Genomic DNA, 19,071 nt, shown 5'->3' with positions numbered 1-19,071 from the left:
TTCACCATAAAGTCCGAAGCTGTTCAGACACCGGTCCGAATGACTTTTCGATCGCAATCTGCTGCGCAGTACGGGAGGAATGGCTTTGACCGTTGCCGACATCAACAGGCTGGAACATGCCGCACGCGTTTCGATGGGCGGGTTTCAGGATCTCGAAGCATCCGCGATGCCGTCGCCCCGTGCTTCCCACCCGACCCCCGGCCTCGCCGCAATCGGGGTGGCTGCGGTGGTCGTCCTGGCCGCCGCGTTCCAGTTGATCTAGAGCGTCGGACCCAAAGTGGCCGGCGGCTTGTGCTTGCCTCATGTCGACCTGTTCTCCAATCAGTCGCGCCAGCCGGCATCGCAGGAACTTTGACGAATATGGCCCGTTCTTATGGCGAGAGGTTGCCATGGAACACATCGCTGCCGTGTTGCTTGTCATTGGCTGTTCTAACGCGATGACGGAATGTCGTGAACTGCCCGTATCGGTGGGTGTTTTCGAAACCGCTCAGGAATGCGCCGCCGAGCGTCCGTTTGTCTTGAGCAATGTGCAGGGTCAGGCTCCGCGCATAATTGCCAAATGCCTTTCCGTCGATCCGGCACTTGAGGATGATTACCATCAGATCGTCTGGAATGTGCGTCCGGACGGCACGCTCGACGCTTCCGTGGAGATTTCCAATCTTGAGGTTGCTTCGACCGGCGCGCGCCCCGAAAAAGATTCTCTTAGCCAACAATGAGATCGATCGGGCAAAACCCTTTTTCGCATGGTAAGTGACGGGTGGAGCTCAAGTGAGGACAAAAGCGAGGAGTGACCCTATGCGGAAGATGATTATTGCCATGGTTGCCGTGGTCGCAGTCAGCGGCTGCAGCACCACTGAGCGGGATGTCGGCGTCGGCGCCGGTGTCGGCGCTCTGGCCGGCGGCCTGATTGACGGCGGCAAGGGTGCGCTGGTCGGCGCAGCCATCGGTGCCGGTACCGGCCTGCTGGTGCGCAACCTGCGCAATGGCTATTGCCAGTACCGCGACAACCGTGGCCGTCTGTTTACGGCTCGCTGCTGATCCGTTTCAAACGCATGAGCAATAGAAGCGGAGACCGGACGAGCCGGTCTCTGTTTGCTTTCGCCTTCGAAAACGGTCGGTTTGCGGCAGCGTTTTCAGTCCGACAGTGGGATCCTGATTTCCACTCTCAATCCGCCATCGTGAAAATCGCGATTGATCGTACCGCGCAATTCGCGCGTCACGTTCAAATCGATCAGCTTGGTGCCAAAACCGGTTTTGGCAGGTGCTTCAAGCTTCTTCTGGCCGACTTCGCGCCAGTTGAGAACCAGCGTCCGGTCGCGCCAGTGGCCCTCGACCGACCAAGCGACCTTGAGCGCACCGACCGAGTTGCCGGCTTCGCCATATTTCAGCGCATTCGTCGCCAGTTCGTGAAAGGTCAGGCCGAGCGCTTGCGTCGTTGTCTCGTCGAGCAGCACCTCTGGCCCCGACAATATCCCCTCAGGAAGCTCCTTGCCGAATACCTGACCAAGCTCGATGCGCAAGAGATCGCCGAGGTCTGCCTTCTGCCAGCGCGAGCGCGTCAGCATGTCCTGGGATGCCGCCATCGCTTGCAGCCGGGCCGAAAAAGAGGACGAGAACTCGTGGACGTCGGTGGCGTGCGATGCCGTCTGTCGCGCGATCGCCAGCACCCGCGTGATCGAGTTCTTGATGCGGTGCTTCATCTCCTGCAGCATCAGATCTTTTTCGAGCAGGCTTTTTTCCGTCGTCTCATGAAGCAGCGAGACCGCGTCATAGGCCCGCTCCTGATAGCGTGCCACCAGCGCGATGGTTCCCGCGAGCAGCAGCCCGAACAGGCCGAGCATCACCGGAATGGCGCGCGAGGAGGGTTGCGAAAAGGCGCTTGTCGGCCTGAACAGGACGGTCCATGGACGTCCGGCGATGGTGATCTCGCGAGAAACCACCAGCCTGTCACCGAAGATCGACGCCGGCGGCGTTTCCGACTGGAACAAAAGATGGTCGGCATCAACCTTGCCGTCATAGATTTCGATGTTGACCGGCAGCAGCGGCGTCCGGCTGAGCGCGGTCTGGAACAGATCGCGAGCGCGAAAGGCCGCGTAAAGAAAGCCTGATGTCGTGGATCTGGTCGCATCGACGCCGTCCGGCGCGGTTTCGATGTTGAGCCGCACGAAGACCAGGAAGCCGGTGAAGGTCTGCGCAGCACCTGTTTCCTTGCCTAACTGCGCGCGCCCGCTCGCGTGCTGCTGGTTGTCGGCCATCGCCTTTTCGATCGCCTCACGCCGCACCGGTTCTGTGAACATGTCGTAGCCGATGCTGGATTGATTGGAAGGGTCCAGCGGCTCGAACAGCGTGATGGGCGTCCGCCAGGGCAGCGTCGTCGTAGCCGGATAGATCGGATGGCTGGCGCCATAGTCGTGCAGGATGGCACGCTCGACCGCTGCCTCGTCGCCGGGTCTCGTCAGCCGGAGAAAGCCGATGCCGCGCAGGCCGGCGAAATTGTCGTCAATATCGAGCGCGTTGAAGAACGCCTTGAACTCGCCGCGCGAAATCCCACCATTGCGCGCCTCGAACAGCGCATGGGTCGATCGCAGCAGCGACAGATGCAGGTCGATGCGGCTATCGATCCGGTTGAGCGCATCGTCCGCCGTCGCCTCGAACTTGATGCGCGCCGCTTCCTGCGTGGCGAAATAGGCGAATCCCGCCATCGTCAGGCTGATCAGCGCGACGGCGATGAAAGCGACGATCGGAAAGAACTTCTTCAAATTGCTGCTGCGGCCCATGGTTCCCCATCTTATGGGCAAGTCCTCGCGTCAACACAATGGCGCGGCCAAACCATCATGACCGCTGGCACATCACATGACGGGTATTAGGCGGCTCGTTTGAAGCTTCAGGCGGCGATCTTCAGCGCACCTGGCCCAGGAATGGCACCGGGCGGGCACTTGCCCAGGATGATCATGCCGAGCACCTCGTCCTGGGTCACGTCGCTGGTGCGCGCCGTGCCGACGACCCGACCATTCTTCATCACGCAGACGCGGTCGGCAAGCTCGAACACATCGTGGATGTCGTGACTGATCAGGAAGATGCCGATGCCGTCGGCCTTGAGCTGCATGACCAATTCGCCGACCTGTGCCGTTTCCTGCGGGCCTAGTGCCGCCGTCGGCTCATCCATGATCAGGATGCGGGCGTTAAACAGGATGGCGCGCGCGATAGCCACCGACTGCCGCTGGCCGCCCGAAAGCTTGACAACCGGCTCCTTGAAGCGCTGGAAGCGGGGATTGAGCCTGCCCATCACCTTGCGCGCCTCGGCCTCCATGGCGCCATCGTCGAGCGTGCCCCAGCCGGTCATCAGCTCGCGGCCGAGGAAGAGGTTGGCGGCGGCGTCGACATTGTCGGCGAGCGCCAGCGTCTGGTAGATCGTCTCGATGCCATATTTCTTGGCGTCGCGCGGATTGGAGATCGAAGCCTCCTCGCCATTGACAAAGATCTGGCCCGAGTCGCGCTTGTAGGCGCCGGACAGGATCTTGATCAGCGTCGACTTGCCGGCACCGTTGTGGCCAAGCAGCGCCACGACTTCGCCCGGGAAAAGGTCGATCGACGCATCGTCGACGGCGCGAATGCCGCCGAAGGCAATCGAGATGTTGCGCATGTCGATCAGTGGGGTGGGAGCAGTTGTGTCAGCCATGATCGTTCCTCCCTATGGTTTTTGCTTGAGCATGATATTGTCGAAACCGGTATCCACTTTTTCGGGATCATGCTCAGACCCGCTTGCGATAGACGGTGTCGAGCCAGACGGCGACGACCAGGACGGCGCCGACGACGACGCTCTGAAGCGGTGAATCGATACCGAGCAACACCATGCCGGACTGCAACGACTGCATCAGAAGTGCGCCAAGCATGGCGCCGAGCACCGTGCCGGAGCCGCCGGCCAACGACGTGCCTCCAATGACCGCGGCCGCGATGACCAGCAACTCGTCCAGCGTACCCAGTGCATTAGTCGACGCATTGAGGCGGGCCGAAGCAATCGCCGCGCTGATCGCGGCCAGAACGCCCATGATCATGAACACCTTCATAGTCACCCAGCGCGTGTTGATGCCGGCGAGTTCCGCCGCTTCCGGATTGCCGCCGATGGCAAAGACATAGCGGCCGAAACGGGTGCGGCTGGTGATGAAGGTCATGACGATGCCCACAGTGACCGCGATCAGCACCGGTATGGCGATGCCATGGGCGATAAACAGCCCGCCTTCCGGGACGGTGATGCCGGTCCGCTGGGCGTACTGGCGAACGATGCCGATCGGCCAGGGATAGGAATTGGCGATCCAGACGGCGCCGAGGATGGCGGCGCAAGCGACAACACCAAGCACGGTCTCCGCCCAGACGGGACGCAGCGGGAACTTGAACCGCTTGCGCTGCGACCGGCCGTTGAGCAGCATCAAGGCGACGGCCACACAGGCGAGAATGCCGACGATCCAACTTGCGGTTGCCCCGATGGAGCCACGCGGCCCGCCACCCATGAGCTGAAAGGTGGCGTCGAGCGGCGCGACGGTGCGCCCGCTCGTCATCAGCCACGCCATGCCGCGCCAGATCAGCAGGCCGCCCAGCGTCACGATGAAGGCCGGAACCTCGAGATAGGCGATAATGAAGCCCTGGAGCGCGCCAATCATGAGGCCGAGCACCACGCCGGCAGCCAGTGCGATGATCCATATCCAGGGATTTCCAAGCTGGAACCCCATGACCCGGATGAGGAATTCGGCCTGCGCGACGCCCATCACCATGCCAATCACGCCTTCGACGGAGCCGACCGAAAGATCGATGTTGCGCATCACGATGACCAGCACCATGCCGGTCGCCATGATCGCGACCGAGGAGGTCTGCACCGACAGGTTCCAGAGGTTGCGCGGCGTGAGGAAAAGCCCGCCCGACAGGAGGTGGATTCCAACCCAGATGACCAGCAGCGCGCCGACCATGCCGAGCATGCGTATGTCGAGCTCGGTTGCCTTGAGAAAGCGGCCGACCGGGCTGAGCTCGGATTCACGCGCCCGATCGGCGCCTGTATCGGCGGCCGGCGTGTTGGAAGTTGTGTCGGTCATGATGCCCTCCCACCGGGTTGCCGTCTGCCGCGGATGCCGGAAGCAGTTTGGAGTTATCCGCGAGAAGCGGAAAAACAATTCTTTTTGAAAAAACGCCGCGGTGTGAAGCCGCGGCGTTTCAGGCTTCTTGCGAAGGCCGGATCAGTTGCAGACCGGGAGCGTGCCCGTCGCCACGCCGGCGCAGACCTCTTCCTTCTTGATCCAGCCCGCGTCGATGACGACGTTGAGATTGTCCTTGGTGACGGCAATCGGCGTCAGGAACAGCGACTTGACGACATTGCCGCCCGGCGTGGCGAAGTCCTTGACGCCGGCAATATCTGTCATCTGCTTGCCGTCGGCCAGTTGCGAGGCGATCTCGGCGGCGTTCTTGCCGAGCTCGCGCGCGTCCTTCCACACCGATACGGTCTGTGTGCCGAGCGCGATGCGGTTCAGCGCGGCATGGTCGCCGTCCTGGCCCGACACCGGAACGGATCCGGCCAAGCCTTGCGCCGTCAGCGCCGCGACGACGCCACCAGCGGTGCCGTCATTGGCGGCAACCACCGCATCGACCTTGTTGTCGTTGGCGGTCAGGAACTGTTCCATGTTCTTCTGGGCGTTGGCGGGAAGCCAGCCGTCCGTATAGGCCTCGCCGACATTCTTGATCTTGCCGCTGTCGATGGCATCCTTGAGCACTTCCATGGAGCCGGCGAACAGGAAATCGGCATTCGGATCGGCGCCCGAGCCCTTGATGAAGACGTAATTGCCTTCCGGCGCCACCTTGAACACTTCGCGGGCCTGCATGCGGCCGACTTCCTGGTTGTCGAAGGTCAAATAGAAGACGTCCTTGTTCTCGATCAGCCGGTCATAGCCGACGACCGGAATGCCTTCGTCCAGCGCCTTCTGCACCGCCGGCCCGATGGCCGAGGCATCCTGCGCGAGGATGATCAGCGCGTTGGCGCCCTGCGAGATCAGGCTCTCGACGTCGGTCAGCTGCTTGCCGGGATTGGACTGTGCATCGGCTGAAATATACTTGTCGCCGGCGGCCTCGATCGCCGACTTCATGGCGGCTTCGTCAGTCTTCCAGCGCTCTTCCTGGAAGTTCGACCACGAAACACCGATGACCTTGTCCTTCGCCTGTGCGACCGACGCGAGCGTCAGCGACATGGCGACCCCCGCCAGAATGGCGGCTGTGAATCTATTCATGATATTCCTCCCTGCGCCGCGTACGGCGCGACCAACTGGCCCAAAGGCCTGCACAAAAGCTCTTTTTTTCGAGCCTCGAAAAAATACTGATCCAACGCCGAAGCACTGTCAACATGAATTCTGATGGAATTTTGGTGTCCTGTTGGCTTTTTTTCGAGCCTCGGAATAAACAATGACAGGTCCTTCTGCTTCTGCCAGTATTTGTCGGCCTGACGGCTTCCGATTCATGAGCGGCCGCGGCAATAGGGTAGGAAGCAAAACAATGTCGGTTGGGATCCGCCATGACGATTTGCGCCGGCGCAACCGGGCGATGGTTATTTCGGCCGTACGGCGCGCAGGCCAGCCGTCACGGACCGAGATCGCCGCAACCACCGGCCTCAGCCATTCGACCATATCGGCGATCTCTTCCGACCTGATCCACGAAGGCATCCTGGCCGAGAGCAAGGCGAGTGAGACCGTTTCGCTGAAACGTGGCCGGCCGCAGGTTGGCCTCAGCCTCAATCCGGAAGCCGCTGCGGTATTGGCCGTCGTGTTGTCGCTGAATTCGCTGTCGGTCGCTGTCATCGACTATGCCGGACAAGTGGTCGCCGAGGAACAGCGCCGGCTGGACACGCTGACCATGTCGCGCGACGAGCTGATCGACGAATGTGTCGCCATAGTCCGGCGCCGGCTCGAAGACCCCGACCTCGACGTCCAAAGCGTCGCCCGCATCGCGCTGGCGATCCAGGGTATTACCGATTCCCATGCGCGCGCCATGTTGTGGTCGCCGATCACGCCGCAGACGAACATCGCCTTCGCCGACATTCTGGAACGCGAGTTCGGCATCCCGGCCATTATGGAGAACGACTGCAACATGATGGCCGTGGCGCTGCGCCGGCGCGACCCGGATCGCTACCGCGACGATTTCATCGCCATCCTGCTCTCGCATGGCATCGGTATGGGGCTGGTGCTCAAGGGCGAGCTGTTCACCGGCACCCATTCCTCAGGCGGCGAATTCGGCCACATGATTCATCGGCCGAGCGGCGCGCTTTGCCGCTGCGGGCGGCGTGGTTGCGTCGAGGCTTATGCCGGCAACTACGCTATCTGGCGCAACGCGAGGCAATTGAGCGAGAACGCCGAGCCGGTCGCCGATGTCAGCGACGCCGAGATGCGGGCACTGGCGGCCCGGGCGCGCGAGACGGACGGACCGGAGCGCGAAGCCTACCGCAAGGCCGGCGAGGCGCTCGGCTTCGGGCTCGGCAGCCTGTTCGCGCTGATCGATCCGGCGCCGGTCGCCATGGTCGGTGCCAGCGCTGCCGCCTTCGACCTGATCGAGCCGGCCCTGCGCGAGGCCATCGCCCAGACCGCGGGCGGCCAGCATTCGGGTTCGATTTCCTTCGACACCGAGCCGAACGAACTGCCGCTGATCCGAGAAGGCTGCGCCATGCGGGCGCTGAGCTTCGTCGACCAAGAGATCTTCGCGCCGAGCATCCAGGCACGAGCCGGCTCGGTCGGAAAGAACGTGGCTTGAACTCGAAGGGAGGATCCCGGATCGCGACTTGGGGTGTGTTGAGATTCAGGTCAGGCCGAGTCGAGAATGGTGGGTTCCGAGAACCGGAGCGGAGCGTACTTTTGGGTACGTGAGCACCGGAAGCCCAGGAAGCCGGCGTTCGCAGGCCGGCACCACCTGGATATCAGCACATCCCTAGTCTTCCCTGATCGCATAGCCCGCGCCGCGGATGGTGCGGATGACATCGGGCATGCGACCATTGTTGACCGCCTTGCGCAACCGGCCGACATGGACGTCCACCGTGCGCTCGTCGATGTAGATCGTCTCGCCCCAGACATTGTCGAGCAACTGGCTGCGCGAGAAGACCCGACCCGGGTGCCGCATCATGAATTCGAGCAGCCGGAATTCGGTCGGCCCGAGCCGGATCTCGCTCTTCTTGCGATAGACCCTGTGCGATTCACGATCGAGCATGATGTCGCCGACCTTCAGCACGCTGGACAGTACTTCCGGCTTGGCGCGGCGCAGCAGCGCCTTGACCCTGGCCATGAATTCCGGTGTCGAGAACGGCTTGACCAGATAGTCGTCGGCTCCGGTGGAAAGGCCGCGAACCCGGTCGCTCTCCTCGCCGCGCGCGGTCAGCATGATGATCGGCAGCCGCTCGGTTTCGGGACGCACCCGAAGGCGCCGGCAAAGCTCGATGCCCGAAACCGCCGGCACCATCCAGTCGAGCACCAGAAGATCGGGCACGTTTTCCTGCAGCCGGATTTCGGCCTCGTCGCCGCGCGTCACCACCTCGACCTGATAGCCTTCGGATTCCAGATTGTAGCGGAGGAGGACGCCCAGCGGCTCTTCATCCTCCACCACCATGATGCGCGGCGCGATCATCGGCCGGTCACTCCTGTCATGTCGCCGGCGCCGACATCGTCGTTTCGTCGAGCTTCGGGCGATCCGCCGGCAATTGCTGCCCGGTCACGACAAAGTAGGCGTTTTCGGCTATGTTGGTGACATGATCGCCGATGCGTTCGAGATTCTTGGCGCAAAACAGAAGATGGGTGCAAGCGGTGATGTTGCGCGGATCCTCCATCATGTAGGTCAGGAGTTCGCGGAAAACCGCCGTGTATTTCACGTCGATCTTCTGATCGTCGGCGCGCAGTTCTTTCAAAGCGCCGGCATTGCGCGACACATAGTGCTCAACCACCCCGCGGAGCTGCACAAGAACGAGATCCGCCATCGCGTCGATACCGTGCGACAGATTACGCGGCGTGGTGCTCTGCCCGACTGCGCTGACCCGCTTGGCTATGTTTTTGGCCAAATCGCCGATGCGCTCGAGATCACCGGCCATGCGGATTGCGCCAACCACCGCGCGCAGATCTTGCGCCATCGGCTGCCGCTTGGCGATCAGCGTGATCGCACTGTCGTCGAGTTCGCGCTGCCGCGCATCCATGATCGCGTCGTCCGAGACGACACGCTGCGCCATCGCATTGTCTGACGCAAGCAACGCGCGGATCGAGGCTGCGACCATCGCGGCGGCGAGCTCGTCCATGTCGCGGATCAGCCTGTCGATGTGCTCCAGTTCCTCGTCGAAAGATGCGACGGTGTGTTCACCCATGATCCTGTCCTCGTGTTCGAAATTCGCCGCCGGACCGCTCAGCCGAACCGGCCGGTGATGTAGTCCTGGGTGCGCTTGTCGTCGGGATTGGTGAACATCTTGTCGGTTGCGCCCTCCTCGACCAGGTAGCCGAGATGGAACATCGCCGTGCGTTGCGACACGCGCGCTGCCTGCTGCATCGAGTGGGTGACGATGACGATCGTGTAGTTCTGGCGCAGTTCGTCGATCAGTTCCTCGACGCGGGCGGTGGCGATCGGATCCAGCGCCGAACAGGGCTCGTCCATCAGAATCACTTCCGGCGACACGGCGATGGCGCGCGCGATGCACAGGCGCTGCTGCTGTCCGCCGGAGAGACCGGTGCCCGACTCGAGCAGGCGATCCTTGACCTCGTTGAACAGACCGGCCTTCTTCAGGCTCGATTCAACAATGCCGTCCAACTCGGACTTGCTCCTGGCCAGGCCGTGAATGCGCGGACCGTAGGCGACGTTTTCATAGATCGACTTCGGAAACGGGTTCGGCTTCTGGAATACCATGCCGACGCGAGCTCGCAGCTCGACGACATCGATTTTCGGGTCGTAAACATCCTCGCCGTCGAGCGTTATCTTGCCGCTCACCCGCGCGATATCGATCGTGTCGTTCATTCGGTTCAGGCAACGCAGGAAGGTCGACTTGCCACAGCCCGATGGGCCGATCAACGCCGTCACCTGGTTCTCGCGGACATCGAGGTCCACGTCGAACAGAGCTCGCTTCTCACCGTAATGAACAGAGACCTTTTCGCCCTTCATCTTGATCGAAGGGGCATTGGTTCCGCTGCTCAGTTTCTGTTCGACGCCGGCTTCCGTCATGATGTTCATATCCTCTACCCCTTACCAGCGCCGCTCGAAGCGCCTGCGCAGTATCACTGCAATGGCGTTCATGATGACCAAAAACAGCAGCAAGATCAAAATCGCCGCCGAAGTCTTCTGCTGGAATCCAGCTTCCGGGAAATCCGCCCACATGAATATCTGCACCGGCAGGATCGTCGCGGGATCGGTAAAGCCGCCGGGAATGTCGACGATGAAGGCGACCATGCCGATCATCAGCAACGGCGCGGTTTCGCCCAGCGCATGCGCCATTCCGAGAATGGTGCCGGTCATGATGCCCGGCATCGCCAGCGGCAGGACGTGATGGAATACGGTCTGAACCTTGGAGGCTCCGATGCCAAGCGCCGCCTCGCGGATCGACGGTGGCACCGCGCGCAGCGAAGCGCGCGAGGCGATAATGATGATCGGCAGGGTCATCAGCGCCAGCACCATGCCGCCGACCACCGGGGCGGAGCGCGGCATGCCGAAGAAATTCAGGAATACGGCAAGTCCAAGCAGGCCGAAGACGATCGAAGGCACCGCCGCCAGATTGTTGATATTCACTTCGATCATCGTCGTCAGCCGGTTCTTGGGCGCAAATTCCTCAAGATAGATCGCCGCTGAAACGCCGATCGGGAAGGCGATGGCCAGCGTTACGATCATGGTCAGGAACGATCCGACGACCGCGCCCCAGACACCGGCCAGTTCCGGCTCGCGGCTTGCGCCGGTGAAGAAGAAGATCGAGTTGAACCGGCTTTCGATCAGGCCGGCGCTCTTCAGCGTGTCGAGCCAGACGATCATCTTGTCCGAAATCTTTCGCGATGCTTCCGGCGCCTCGATTACGCGCAGGAATGCCTGGCCGCTCGCGGCGGGCGCCGTGCTGTCCAGCGCCTCGATCACCGTGCCCTTAGCGATCACCATGCCGTTGGCCGCAGGTGACAGCGCGGTCAGCTTGACCGTGCCGCCATTGAACGCGACCAGCAGCGACGACGCGCCACTCGTCAGGGTGAGCATGCCGTTTTCGCCCTCGGCCGCACCATGGCCGCGCGCCAGCGCCAGCATGGCATCGTCGCCGAAGGTCAGATCGATGTCGCCGCTGGTTTGCGAAGGCGTGACGCTTGTCGAAATCGCTTCGTCCGAACCGACGTCGGCAAGCAGACCCTTGAGATAGAGGTCGGCAAAATCGTCAAGTGGAACCGCATAGTCCACCGTTCCTCCGAGCATCCCCGGATCAGCCGCAATATCCTTGCGCAGGAACACGCCTGTGCCGGTGGAAATCAGTCCGCGCAGCAGGCGCTTGTCCTGGCGGCTCGTCACATCCGGAAATTTTGCCGTAAGCGCTTCCTGAGCGATGGCGTCGTAATTCACTTCGTCGAGTTTCGCCGGGTCGACCTTGGCCGCCGAAAGATCGATCGGCAGCGTCACATAGTTCTGCCGCAGCGCCGGAATCGCCTGCGTGACGATCGTCGACAGGAGCAGCACAAGGAACAAGCCGGCCAACGCAACAGCTGCGGCGCCAAGCCATTTGAACCACGTTTCCGTGCGGTAGCGGCCCTTCAGCCGCGCCTTCGCGGCATCGTCGGTATGAATGCTGACCGGCCGTCCGACGGCGCCCAATGACGAGATCGCATCAGTCATATTGCTCTCGGTATTTCTGGACGACGCGCAACGCGACGATGTTGAGGGAAAGCGTGATGCAGAACAGCACCAGGCCGAGTGCGAAGGCTGCAAGCGTCTTGGCGCTGTCGAACTCCTGGTCGCCCACCAGCAGCGTCACGATCTGCACGGTCACGGTTGTGACCGCTTCGAGCGGGTTGGCCGTGAGGTTTGCCGCCAGGCCCGCCGCCATGACCACGATCATTGTTTCGCCGATTGCGCGGCTGACGGCAAGCAGCATCGCTGAAACGATGCCCGGAAGGGCAGCAGGAAGGACCACCTTGCGGATGGTTTCCGACTTGGTCGCGCCGAGGCCGGCGGAACCGTCTCTCAGGGATTGCGGAACGGCGTTGATCACATCATCGGAAAGCGAGGAAACGAAGGGAATGATCATGATACCCATGACCACGCCTGCGGCGAGCGCAGATTCGGACGCGACGTTGAGGCCCAGGCTTTCGCCGATACCGCGGAAGTAGGGCGCAACCGTCAGCGCGGCGAAGAAGCCGTAGACGACGGTCGGAATGCCGGCGAGGATTTCCAGAACCGGCTTTGCGACCGCGCGGACGCTTTTGGAGGCGTAATCCGAAAGGTAGATCGCAGCCATCAGCCCGATAGGCGCAGCCACCAGCATGGCGATGAAGGTGATGAGCAACGTGCCGGCAAAGAGCGGCACCATGCCAAAAATGTCCTCGTTGACCGCCCCGGCCTCCGCTCCCGCGCCGGTGAAGGCGCTCTGCGGCGACCAATGCGTGCCGAACAGGAACTTGTAGAACGGCACCTGTTGGAAGAACCGCAGAGACTCGAAGATGAGCGACAGGACGATCCCGATCGTCGTCAGGATCGCGACCACCGAACAGGCGATCAGGAATGCGCGAAGAATGCGCTCGACCACGTGGCGCGCCCGGTAGGCCTGTGCGATGCGGGAATAGGCCCAGTAAAATCCGGACGCGGAAAGCACGAGCGCGACGGTCCAGATGATCCAGGTGCTGGTCGCATGGACCGATTTGTAGGCGGCGGCGGCCGCCTCTTTCGTGGGATCGGCGAAGCCGACAAGCCCGCCAAAGGCCATCGCGCGAGCGTCGCGGATGAAAGCTTCGACCTGCGGGACGCCCATTCCCGACAATTCGGTGGAGAAGCGGTCGGCAATGATCGACGATTCAATTCCCGGCGTGACCAGCGACCACAACACGATCGCAAGCAGCGCGGGACCGGCAGCAAAAAGCGCCAGAAACATGCCATGTTGGCCGGGCAGCGAATGCAATCGCGCGACGTCGCCATTGACACTGGCAATGGCGCGTCTCCGGCCGATCAAATAGGCCGCAGCTGCCAGAACCAACAGAAGAACAACGAGATAACCGACCATGATTCAGGACGTCCCCTCGACCGCCGGTCATTCACCGGCTCAAAGCACGGGACCTTGGTCCCGCGCTTTGGGCTTTAGAGCATGAGGGTCAGAGCGGATATACGCCCGGACCCCGAAACCTCAGGAACCCATGCCCTTCAGGGCCTTGGCGTTTTCGGCCCACTTGGCGCGCTCGGCGTCCGGCAGCGGGATCAGGCCCTTGTCGGCCAGATAACCATCAGGACCCCATGCACCTTCCGAGGTGTACTCGGCGATGAATTCCTGCATGCCGGGGATGACGCCAACATGCTCCTTCTTGGCATAGACATAGAGCGAGCGGGAAACGCCGTAATCGCCGGATGCGATGTTCTCGAAGGTCGGCTCGACGCCGTCGACTTTATGGCCCTGCAGCTTGTCGGCGTTCTGGTCAAGGAACGAGAAGCCAAAGATGCCGAAGGCATTGGGGTTGGCTTCCAGCTTCTGGACGATCAGATTGTCGTTTTCGCCGGCCTCGACAAAAGCGCCGTCTTCGCGGATCTCGCCGCAGCCCTTTTCATTAGCCGCCTTCACTTCTTCCTGGCAGGCCGCATCCATGACGAGTTCGACGAACGCATCGCGCGTGCCGGATGTCGGCGGCGGGCCAAGCACTTCGATCTTTGTCGCGGGAAGCGACGCATCGACATCCGACCAGTTCTTGTAAGGGTTGGCGACGACCTTGCCGTCAACAGCGACGTTCTTGGCGAGCGCCTTGAAAATCTGTTCCTTGGTCAGATCAACGACAGTCCCCGCCTTCGAATTGGCCAGTACGATGCCGTCGAAGCCGACCTTGATCTCGACCGGCGTCACGCCGTTTGCCTTGCAGGTCTTAAGCTCGCTGTCCTTGATGGCGCGCGAGGCATTGGTGAAGTCGGCGGTATTCTCGCCGACGCCCTGGCAAAACAGCTTCATGCCGCCGCCGGTGCCAGTCGACTCGACGACCGGGGTCTTGATCTTTCCGCTCTGGCCGAGCTTTTCAGCGACAGCCGTCGTGAAGGGGAACACTGTGGACGAACCGACGATTTGAATCTGGTCGCGCGCGGCGGCATAACCAGCCGACGCGGCGAGCGCAAGCGCCGCGGCCGACGCCGTAAGGAGGAAATTTTTCATGTGGCCTGCTCCTGTTCGGAAAATGGTCTCTCGGCGCCATTCCTTCGGCGCCCGCTGAGGCCAATAGGCCCCGATTATTACAGTCACATGACAGTTTGATGTCAGCCCGGTAACCGCCGCACAGCCATGTCGAAAAGGAACGGACGCGGGTCTCGCCGGCACAGCCGCGGTTTGCCGCTGGAATCAGCAGCTTGCACGATTTGCGGCCGGCATTTGCCCTCGACGGGCGAAAATAATTGGCGCCGAAAAAGAAAATCCGGGCGGGAGCGCGTTGCATGCGGCCAAGGAGGTCATGGCCGCGCCATCGCCGAAACAGGTCCGTTGGGGTAAATCTGACCCTGTTTCTTGCCGGCGGTCGCTGCTCCCGCCCGTAACTGGAGGAGCGGAACTCGAATGCGCTTATTGTCCCAACCGGACGCACGCTTTGATATGGTGCGATCGCACCATAGTCTTGTCCGCAATGCCTCGCCGAATCGGCTGAACTCTACGGACTGACGTGGCTATCCCGCGTTGCACTGGATTTCTCAGTCCGCGCCGACCTTTCGAGCAAGACGCCCTGGGGCTGATGGGCTTGGGCAGGTCATCGTCCATGCCCGCCCTCCAGTCGCGCCAGGGACGCTGCGGCACTTTTGATTTTGCGCATGATCCCCGGCGAAATCGATTCCGATTCTCCGGGTCATGCGCTAGCCTTGCCCGCAGTGTATTCCGACGGTTGTCGGTAGAACCGAAGCCGCGTTATAAATCCCGCAAGGGTGTTGCTGATGTTGGGACGGATCCTGCCTTTTTTCCTGTGCCCGATGCTGCTGTTGGGGAGCGGCTGCTCGCGCAGCTACGACGGCACCGTCGTCATTCCAAGGCCCCTCGATGTCCGGCGGTTCTGGGACAGGCCGCCGCAGCAGGCGCAAGCCGAACAGCCGCAGTTGCTGCAGACCGATGTCTTTCCTGTGGCGCCCGAAACGCCGCAAAGAGCGGCGGCCGGCAGAATCAGCACCCCCGTGGCGCGGAGAAGGCAAATCACCAGGATTTCCAAAGATCCGACGCCGTCATCCGAGCCGGCAAAACCGCTCACCTGCAGGAACGTCAGTCAACCCGGAAAACGGGTCCGCATGGTTTGCGAATAGCCAGCCGGCATTCAAACGGTGGCAGCTAAAAAGATGCGTCCTAAACACGTGCTGCGCACCTGACGCAGCGGTTCGGTCACACGCGCACGCGACCGCCGAAAGCATGTGCTGACCGGTGGGTTTCGGGTTGCGCGATCGGCGTTACCGCCGCCACGTTGAAACCTTATCCCGCCCTCGACGTTAACGGCTATTGCAGCGCCGCGCGTACCTTTGGACGCACAAAACACGTTGTAGCGTTTTGATTTGGCTCATGGTCCTGAACCGAAGGCAAGCGGGGCAGAGATTGATCCCGATCTTTCTGGTGATGCGCTGGATGGTCAAAGGAGACGGCACACATGTCGATTCACTTCACGGTCTCGGACCTGACCAGAAATCTGTTTCACTCGCCCAGAAATCTGTTTCACTCGCTGAGACTTGACCATGAGCGCGCGCCGAGACCTCTCAGCCCTGAGCAAAGTCTTTTGCTGGAATGCTACCTGGCCGGCCAGATTCCGGAATCGGCCTGGAGCGACTACGTCTTCGAGGCGCCGGAGTTGGCGCGCCATGTCAATGCGAGACGCGGGCAACACTGATATCTCGTGGACCGGGATTCGGGTCCGATCGCTTGAGATGCCGCCACCCCGATGTTTGAAGGCTTGACACCCGACGACAAGTCAGGCCGCAGTTTCCCGGGGACAATAGCCGTTGAAACAAAAAGGCCGGCACATAGCCGACCTTTCCTTCCACCTCGACTGCGCCAGTACATCCGTGGTCGCGAGTTGGAGGTGAATTGCCGATCAGTAGATAGGGATTTGGTTAACGAATCCTTAACCGACGGAAGCTGCTCATCGACGCGTCATGGTCAATCTGATCTGCGTTTTCGTGATGAGTGCGGAAAGTCGTCTTTAAATGCGGCACATATTATTAATCGTTGTGAACCAATGTGTTAGCGTGTGAAGCATGCCTAAGTAACTATCGTATTCTGGAAGTCAATTTATGGCCGTACTTGGCGCCCTCCCTCCCGACGTTCTCTGTCGACCAATTCGCCAAGCTGATTGGGAAGGAGTGGTCGACTGCCTGTGCCGGGGCTTTCCGGAGCGTGACCGGAGTTACTGGATTCAGGCGCTGACACGTTTGTCGCAACGGCCTGCCGTCGCCGACTTCCCACAATACGGCCTGGCTTTGGAGAAGGCTGATCGGATCGTCGGCGTTGTGCTGACCCTGTATACCCTTTATCCGGGGCAGGAAGGCGACGAAGTCCGCTGTAACCTTTCAAGCTGGTCCGTCGACGCGGAATTCCGTCCCTATGGCGCCAAATTGGTTACGACGCTTCTCAAGCGCAGGGACGTGACCTACACGAATATTTCGCCGGCGCCCGCAACGTTAAAAGCCAACTGGGCGCTCGGCTTTCGCCCCTTCTCCACCGGACAATTTGCCTTCTTGCCGGCTTTTAGTTCGGCGCAGCGGTCATGTCGCGTGCTTGAAGCTCGTCCCGATCTTTCCGAAATGGCGATGCTGCCGGACAGTGAGAGATACATACTCTCGGAACACGCCGCGCTGGGCTGCCTGTCATTGATTTGCATCTGCGACGGAGCAGCGTTTCCTTTCATACTAATGCCGCGCCGGATATTGCGCGGTCTTATCCCATCCTATCAGGTCATCTATTGCCGCTCCCTCGCGGATTTGAGCCGGTGCGCCGGTGCTGTGGGACGCTTTCTCTTGCGAAGCGGCTTCCTGCTGTGCGTCGTCGACGCCAAGGAGCCGATTGCAGGTCTGTTCGGGTGGTACCGCCCCAACAGGGGGCTGAAGTACTTCAAGGGTCCCAGACCACCCTCGCTCGGAGATCTGACGTTCACCGAGCTTGTGATGTTCGGTCCGTGAACGCCAAGCGCAACGCCGCCCCCGATTTGCAGCAATGCCGATGCCTCTGGCCTATCTATCCGGCGGCCGGGCGGTGTCTCGGCCTATGACTGCAGCCCTGTCGCCTGAGGGGCAAGCTCGATGCGCTCAACGCAGTCAGCCAAGACGCCTCACGCCTCGGCCTGCGACTTCACATAGGCGATATAGCCGCGCACGTCGGCGGCCGGCTCGGCATAGGCTTTGCCGAGCTTCTTCTCGATCGCCGCCATGTACTCCTTCGCCCATTGCGGCAGCGTATAGTCGATGACGGCCAGGAATTCGAGCGTCGCGGCCAGGCGAATGTCGGCGATCGACGGATTCTTGCCGCCGATGAACGGCTTGCCGTTCCTGAAGAAGCTGTGAAAGACCTCCAGCGGCTCGGCTATCGCGGCTATAGCGGCCTTCTGGGCTTCCGACTTCTTGTCGGGATGAGCGTCGCTGTGGCCGACCTCGCCGGCATATTGTGGGAAGTTCAGCGCAGGATAGGTGGCGCGCGCCACATAGGGGTAGAGCGTGCCGATCAGGTAGAACATGGCGCTGTCGATCATTGCCCGCTTGGCCGGCGCCTTGGGATATAATTTCTCCAGCCCATGCTTGTTGGCGAGATACTGCATGATGGCGCAGCTTTCCCACAGGACGCCTCTCGGCAAGCCCTTGTCCTCGATCATCGGCGTCAGATGCGCCGGGTTTCGCGCCATGTACTCAGGCGAGCGTGTGTGGCCCCATACGTCGGTCTCGGAATGGTCGAGCCCGGCCGCGCGCGCAAACACCCGAACGCTCATATTGTTGACGCTCGGCTTCAGCATGCTGAGCGTCAGCCCGGCTTTTTTCGCTGATTTCGCTTTGGCCTTGGCCGCGGGCTTCGCGGATGCCTTGCCTGCAGGTTTTGCGGCGGCTTTCGTTGCCGACCCGGCGGAAGCTTTCGGCGCCTTGGCCGCAGGCTTTGTCGCCTTGGCAGCTGGCTTTGTGGCGGCCTTGACAGCCGGCTTCTTCGCACTCTTCGTTGTCGTCTTTGCCATTATGGTCCTCCCTCGGGTTGCTGTCGTCAGTATGGATTTTTCGGCGCGCGGTCCTCCGACAAGGTCGCGCGGGAGCGCTCGACAAGCGCCTGGATCGCGTCGGCGAGATGCACTTCGGCGATTGCGTAGTCGCCGCGCGCGACGCGAAGCTTATGCGCCTGCATCAGCACGTCGGCATGGGTGAAGCCCGCCGGCGGCTCGAAACGGTAGGAGGCGAGTTCGATCAGCAGGCCGAGCGGGTCCTCGAAATAGATCGAGTCCATAAAACCGCGATCCTTGACGCCGCTGTGCTTGATGGCGCGCTCGTCGAGCCGGGCAACCGCCTGCAGGAAAGTGACGCGCGACACTGCAAACGCGATGTGATGGACGCAGCCCGTATCGGTCGGCGTGCGCCGCTTCACCGGCGTGCGGCTCTCATCGGTAAAGATAGTGATCAGCCGGCCGTCACCCGGATCGAAATAGAGGTGGCTTTCGCTGGCCTTGTCGAGATTGGGCTGCTCGAAGATGAAAGGCATGCCAAGCACGCCTTCCCAGAAGTCGATGGAGGTCTGACGCCCGGCGCCGACCAGCGTGATGTGATGGACGCCCTGCGACTGCAATTTCTGCATTTGGCCCTCTCTCCCTGCGCTCTTCTCTTCCCGACGAGCTTCGATCTATTCGTTGCGCGACAAATTCATCTCCGGCGGCGTTCTGCACCTTTGCC

Annotated in this window: 19 protein-coding genes; 7 read left to right on the top strand and 12 right to left on the bottom strand. The window is 61.5% G+C overall.

Annotated elements, in window-relative coordinates:
• Nucleotides 1–79 precede the first annotated feature (79 nt).
• The 3 genes from A9K68_RS06730 (at nt 80) to A9K68_RS06720 (ending at nt 1,038) form a co-directional block, all read left to right on the top strand.
• A complete protein-coding gene (locus tag A9K68_RS06730) occupies nt 80–262 on the top strand; it encodes a hypothetical protein (RefSeq protein ID WP_065007454.1) in 183 nt (60 codons plus the stop codon).
• 127 nt (nt 263–389) lie between these two features.
• Entirely contained in the window at nt 390–716 is a 327-nt protein-coding gene (locus tag A9K68_RS06725) for a hypothetical protein (RefSeq protein ID WP_065007455.1), read from the top strand.
• Nucleotides 717–795: 79 nt separating this feature from the next.
• A complete protein-coding gene (locus A9K68_RS06720; protein ID WP_065007456.1) occupies nt 796–1,038 on the top strand; it encodes a YMGG-like glycine zipper-containing protein in 243 nt (80 codons plus the stop codon).
• Between the two features lie 95 nt (nt 1,039–1,133).
• Here the strand turns inward: A9K68_RS06720 and A9K68_RS06715 are convergent, their stop codons facing one another.
• The 4 genes from A9K68_RS06715 to xylF all read right to left on the bottom strand — a co-directional run bounded on the left by A9K68_RS06715 (nt 1,134) and on the right by xylF (nt 6,266).
• Nucleotides 1,134–2,759, bottom strand: coding sequence for a CHASE domain-containing protein (locus A9K68_RS06715; protein WP_065007521.1), 1,626 nt, complete (start codon nt 2,757–2,759; stop codon nt 1,134–1,136).
• A gap of 125 nt (nt 2,760–2,884) precedes the next feature.
• A complete protein-coding gene (locus tag A9K68_RS06710; RefSeq protein WP_065007457.1) occupies nt 2,885–3,679 on the bottom strand; it encodes an ATP-binding cassette domain-containing protein in 795 nt (264 codons plus the stop codon).
• Between the two features lie 73 nt (nt 3,680–3,752).
• Nucleotides 3,753–5,084 (bottom strand): sugar ABC transporter permease, encoded by a 1,332-nt coding sequence (locus A9K68_RS06705; protein ID WP_065007458.1) that lies wholly within the window; start codon nt 5,082–5,084, stop codon nt 3,753–3,755.
• Nucleotides 5,085–5,225: 141 nt separating this feature from the next.
• Complete coding sequence (gene xylF, locus A9K68_RS06700; RefSeq protein WP_065007459.1) at nt 5,226–6,266, bottom strand: D-xylose ABC transporter substrate-binding protein; 1,041 nt, start codon at nt 6,264–6,266, stop codon at nt 5,226–5,228.
• A gap of 262 nt (nt 6,267–6,528) precedes the next feature.
• Here xylF and A9K68_RS06695 point away from each other — a divergent pair, with 262 nt between their 5' ends.
• The gene (locus A9K68_RS06695) at nt 6,529–7,776 is read left to right on the top strand and encodes an ROK family protein (RefSeq protein ID WP_065007522.1); all 1,248 of its coding nucleotides are present in this window, start codon (nt 6,529–6,531) and stop codon (nt 7,774–7,776) included.
• A 174-nt stretch (nt 7,777–7,950) separates the two neighbouring features.
• Here A9K68_RS06695 and phoB read toward each other — a convergent pair whose 3' ends face one another.
• From phoB to A9K68_RS06665, 6 genes are all read right to left on the bottom strand, one after another.
• Nucleotides 7,951–8,640: a phosphate regulon transcriptional regulator PhoB gene (gene phoB / locus A9K68_RS06690; protein WP_031254097.1), complete on the bottom strand. Its 690-nt coding sequence runs from the start codon at nt 8,638–8,640 to the stop codon at nt 7,951–7,953.
• Nucleotides 8,641–8,656: 16 nt separating this feature from the next.
• Nucleotides 8,657–9,364, bottom strand: coding sequence for a phosphate signaling complex protein PhoU (phoU, locus tag A9K68_RS06685; RefSeq protein WP_065007460.1), 708 nt, complete (start codon nt 9,362–9,364; stop codon nt 8,657–8,659).
• Between the two features lie 38 nt (nt 9,365–9,402).
• The gene (gene pstB, locus A9K68_RS06680) at nt 9,403–10,218 is read right to left on the bottom strand and encodes a phosphate ABC transporter ATP-binding protein PstB (protein WP_029348716.1); all 816 of its coding nucleotides are present in this window, start codon (nt 10,216–10,218) and stop codon (nt 9,403–9,405) included.
• A gap of 12 nt (nt 10,219–10,230) precedes the next feature.
• Entirely contained in the window at nt 10,231–11,844 is a 1,614-nt protein-coding gene (gene pstA, locus A9K68_RS06675; protein WP_065007461.1) for a phosphate ABC transporter permease PstA, read from the bottom strand.
• Nucleotides 11,837–13,225: a phosphate ABC transporter permease subunit PstC gene (gene pstC, locus A9K68_RS06670; protein ID WP_065007462.1), complete on the bottom strand. Its 1,389-nt coding sequence runs from the start codon at nt 13,223–13,225 to the stop codon at nt 11,837–11,839. Before pstC ends, pstA begins: the two co-directional genes overlap by 8 nt.
• Before the next feature lie 120 nt (nt 13,226–13,345).
• On the bottom strand, nt 13,346–14,350 hold the full coding sequence (locus A9K68_RS06665) for a PstS family phosphate ABC transporter substrate-binding protein (RefSeq protein WP_065007463.1): 1,005 nt from the start codon (nt 14,348–14,350) through the stop codon (nt 13,346–13,348).
• Nucleotides 14,351–15,111: 761 nt separating this feature from the next.
• On the opposite strand from A9K68_RS06665, the gene A9K68_RS06660 reads away from it, so the two are divergent.
• The 3 genes from A9K68_RS06660 to A9K68_RS06650 all read left to right on the top strand — a co-directional run bounded on the left by A9K68_RS06660 (nt 15,112) and on the right by A9K68_RS06650 (nt 17,331).
• Entirely contained in the window at nt 15,112–15,471 is a 360-nt protein-coding gene (locus A9K68_RS06660) for a hypothetical protein (protein ID WP_156768257.1), read from the top strand.
• Between the two features lie 335 nt (nt 15,472–15,806).
• Nucleotides 15,807–16,043 (top strand): hypothetical protein, encoded by a 237-nt coding sequence (locus A9K68_RS06655; RefSeq protein WP_065007465.1) that lies wholly within the window; start codon nt 15,807–15,809, stop codon nt 16,041–16,043.
• Nucleotides 16,044–16,446: 403 nt separating this feature from the next.
• The gene (locus A9K68_RS06650) at nt 16,447–17,331 is read left to right on the top strand and encodes a hypothetical protein (protein WP_065007466.1); all 885 of its coding nucleotides are present in this window, start codon (nt 16,447–16,449) and stop codon (nt 17,329–17,331) included.
• Between the two features lie 149 nt (nt 17,332–17,480).
• Here the strand turns inward: A9K68_RS06650 and A9K68_RS06645 are convergent, their stop codons facing one another.
• Both A9K68_RS06645 and A9K68_RS06640 read right to left on the bottom strand, forming a co-directional pair.
• Nucleotides 17,481–18,368 (bottom strand): glutathione S-transferase family protein, encoded by an 888-nt coding sequence (locus A9K68_RS06645; RefSeq protein ID WP_065007467.1) that lies wholly within the window; start codon nt 18,366–18,368, stop codon nt 17,481–17,483.
• 26 nt (nt 18,369–18,394) lie between these two features.
• Entirely contained in the window at nt 18,395–18,976 is a 582-nt protein-coding gene (locus tag A9K68_RS06640; protein ID WP_029348723.1) for a VOC family protein, read from the bottom strand.
• Nucleotides 18,977–19,071 lie beyond the last annotated feature (95 nt).

The sequence above is a fragment of the Mesorhizobium sp. AA22 genome, from assembly GCF_001672375.2.
In the GTDB taxonomy this organism is placed as follows: domain Bacteria; phylum Pseudomonadota; class Alphaproteobacteria; order Rhizobiales; family Rhizobiaceae; genus Mesorhizobium; species Mesorhizobium wenxiniae.
This window is presented reverse-complemented; position numbering and strand designations above follow the sequence as displayed.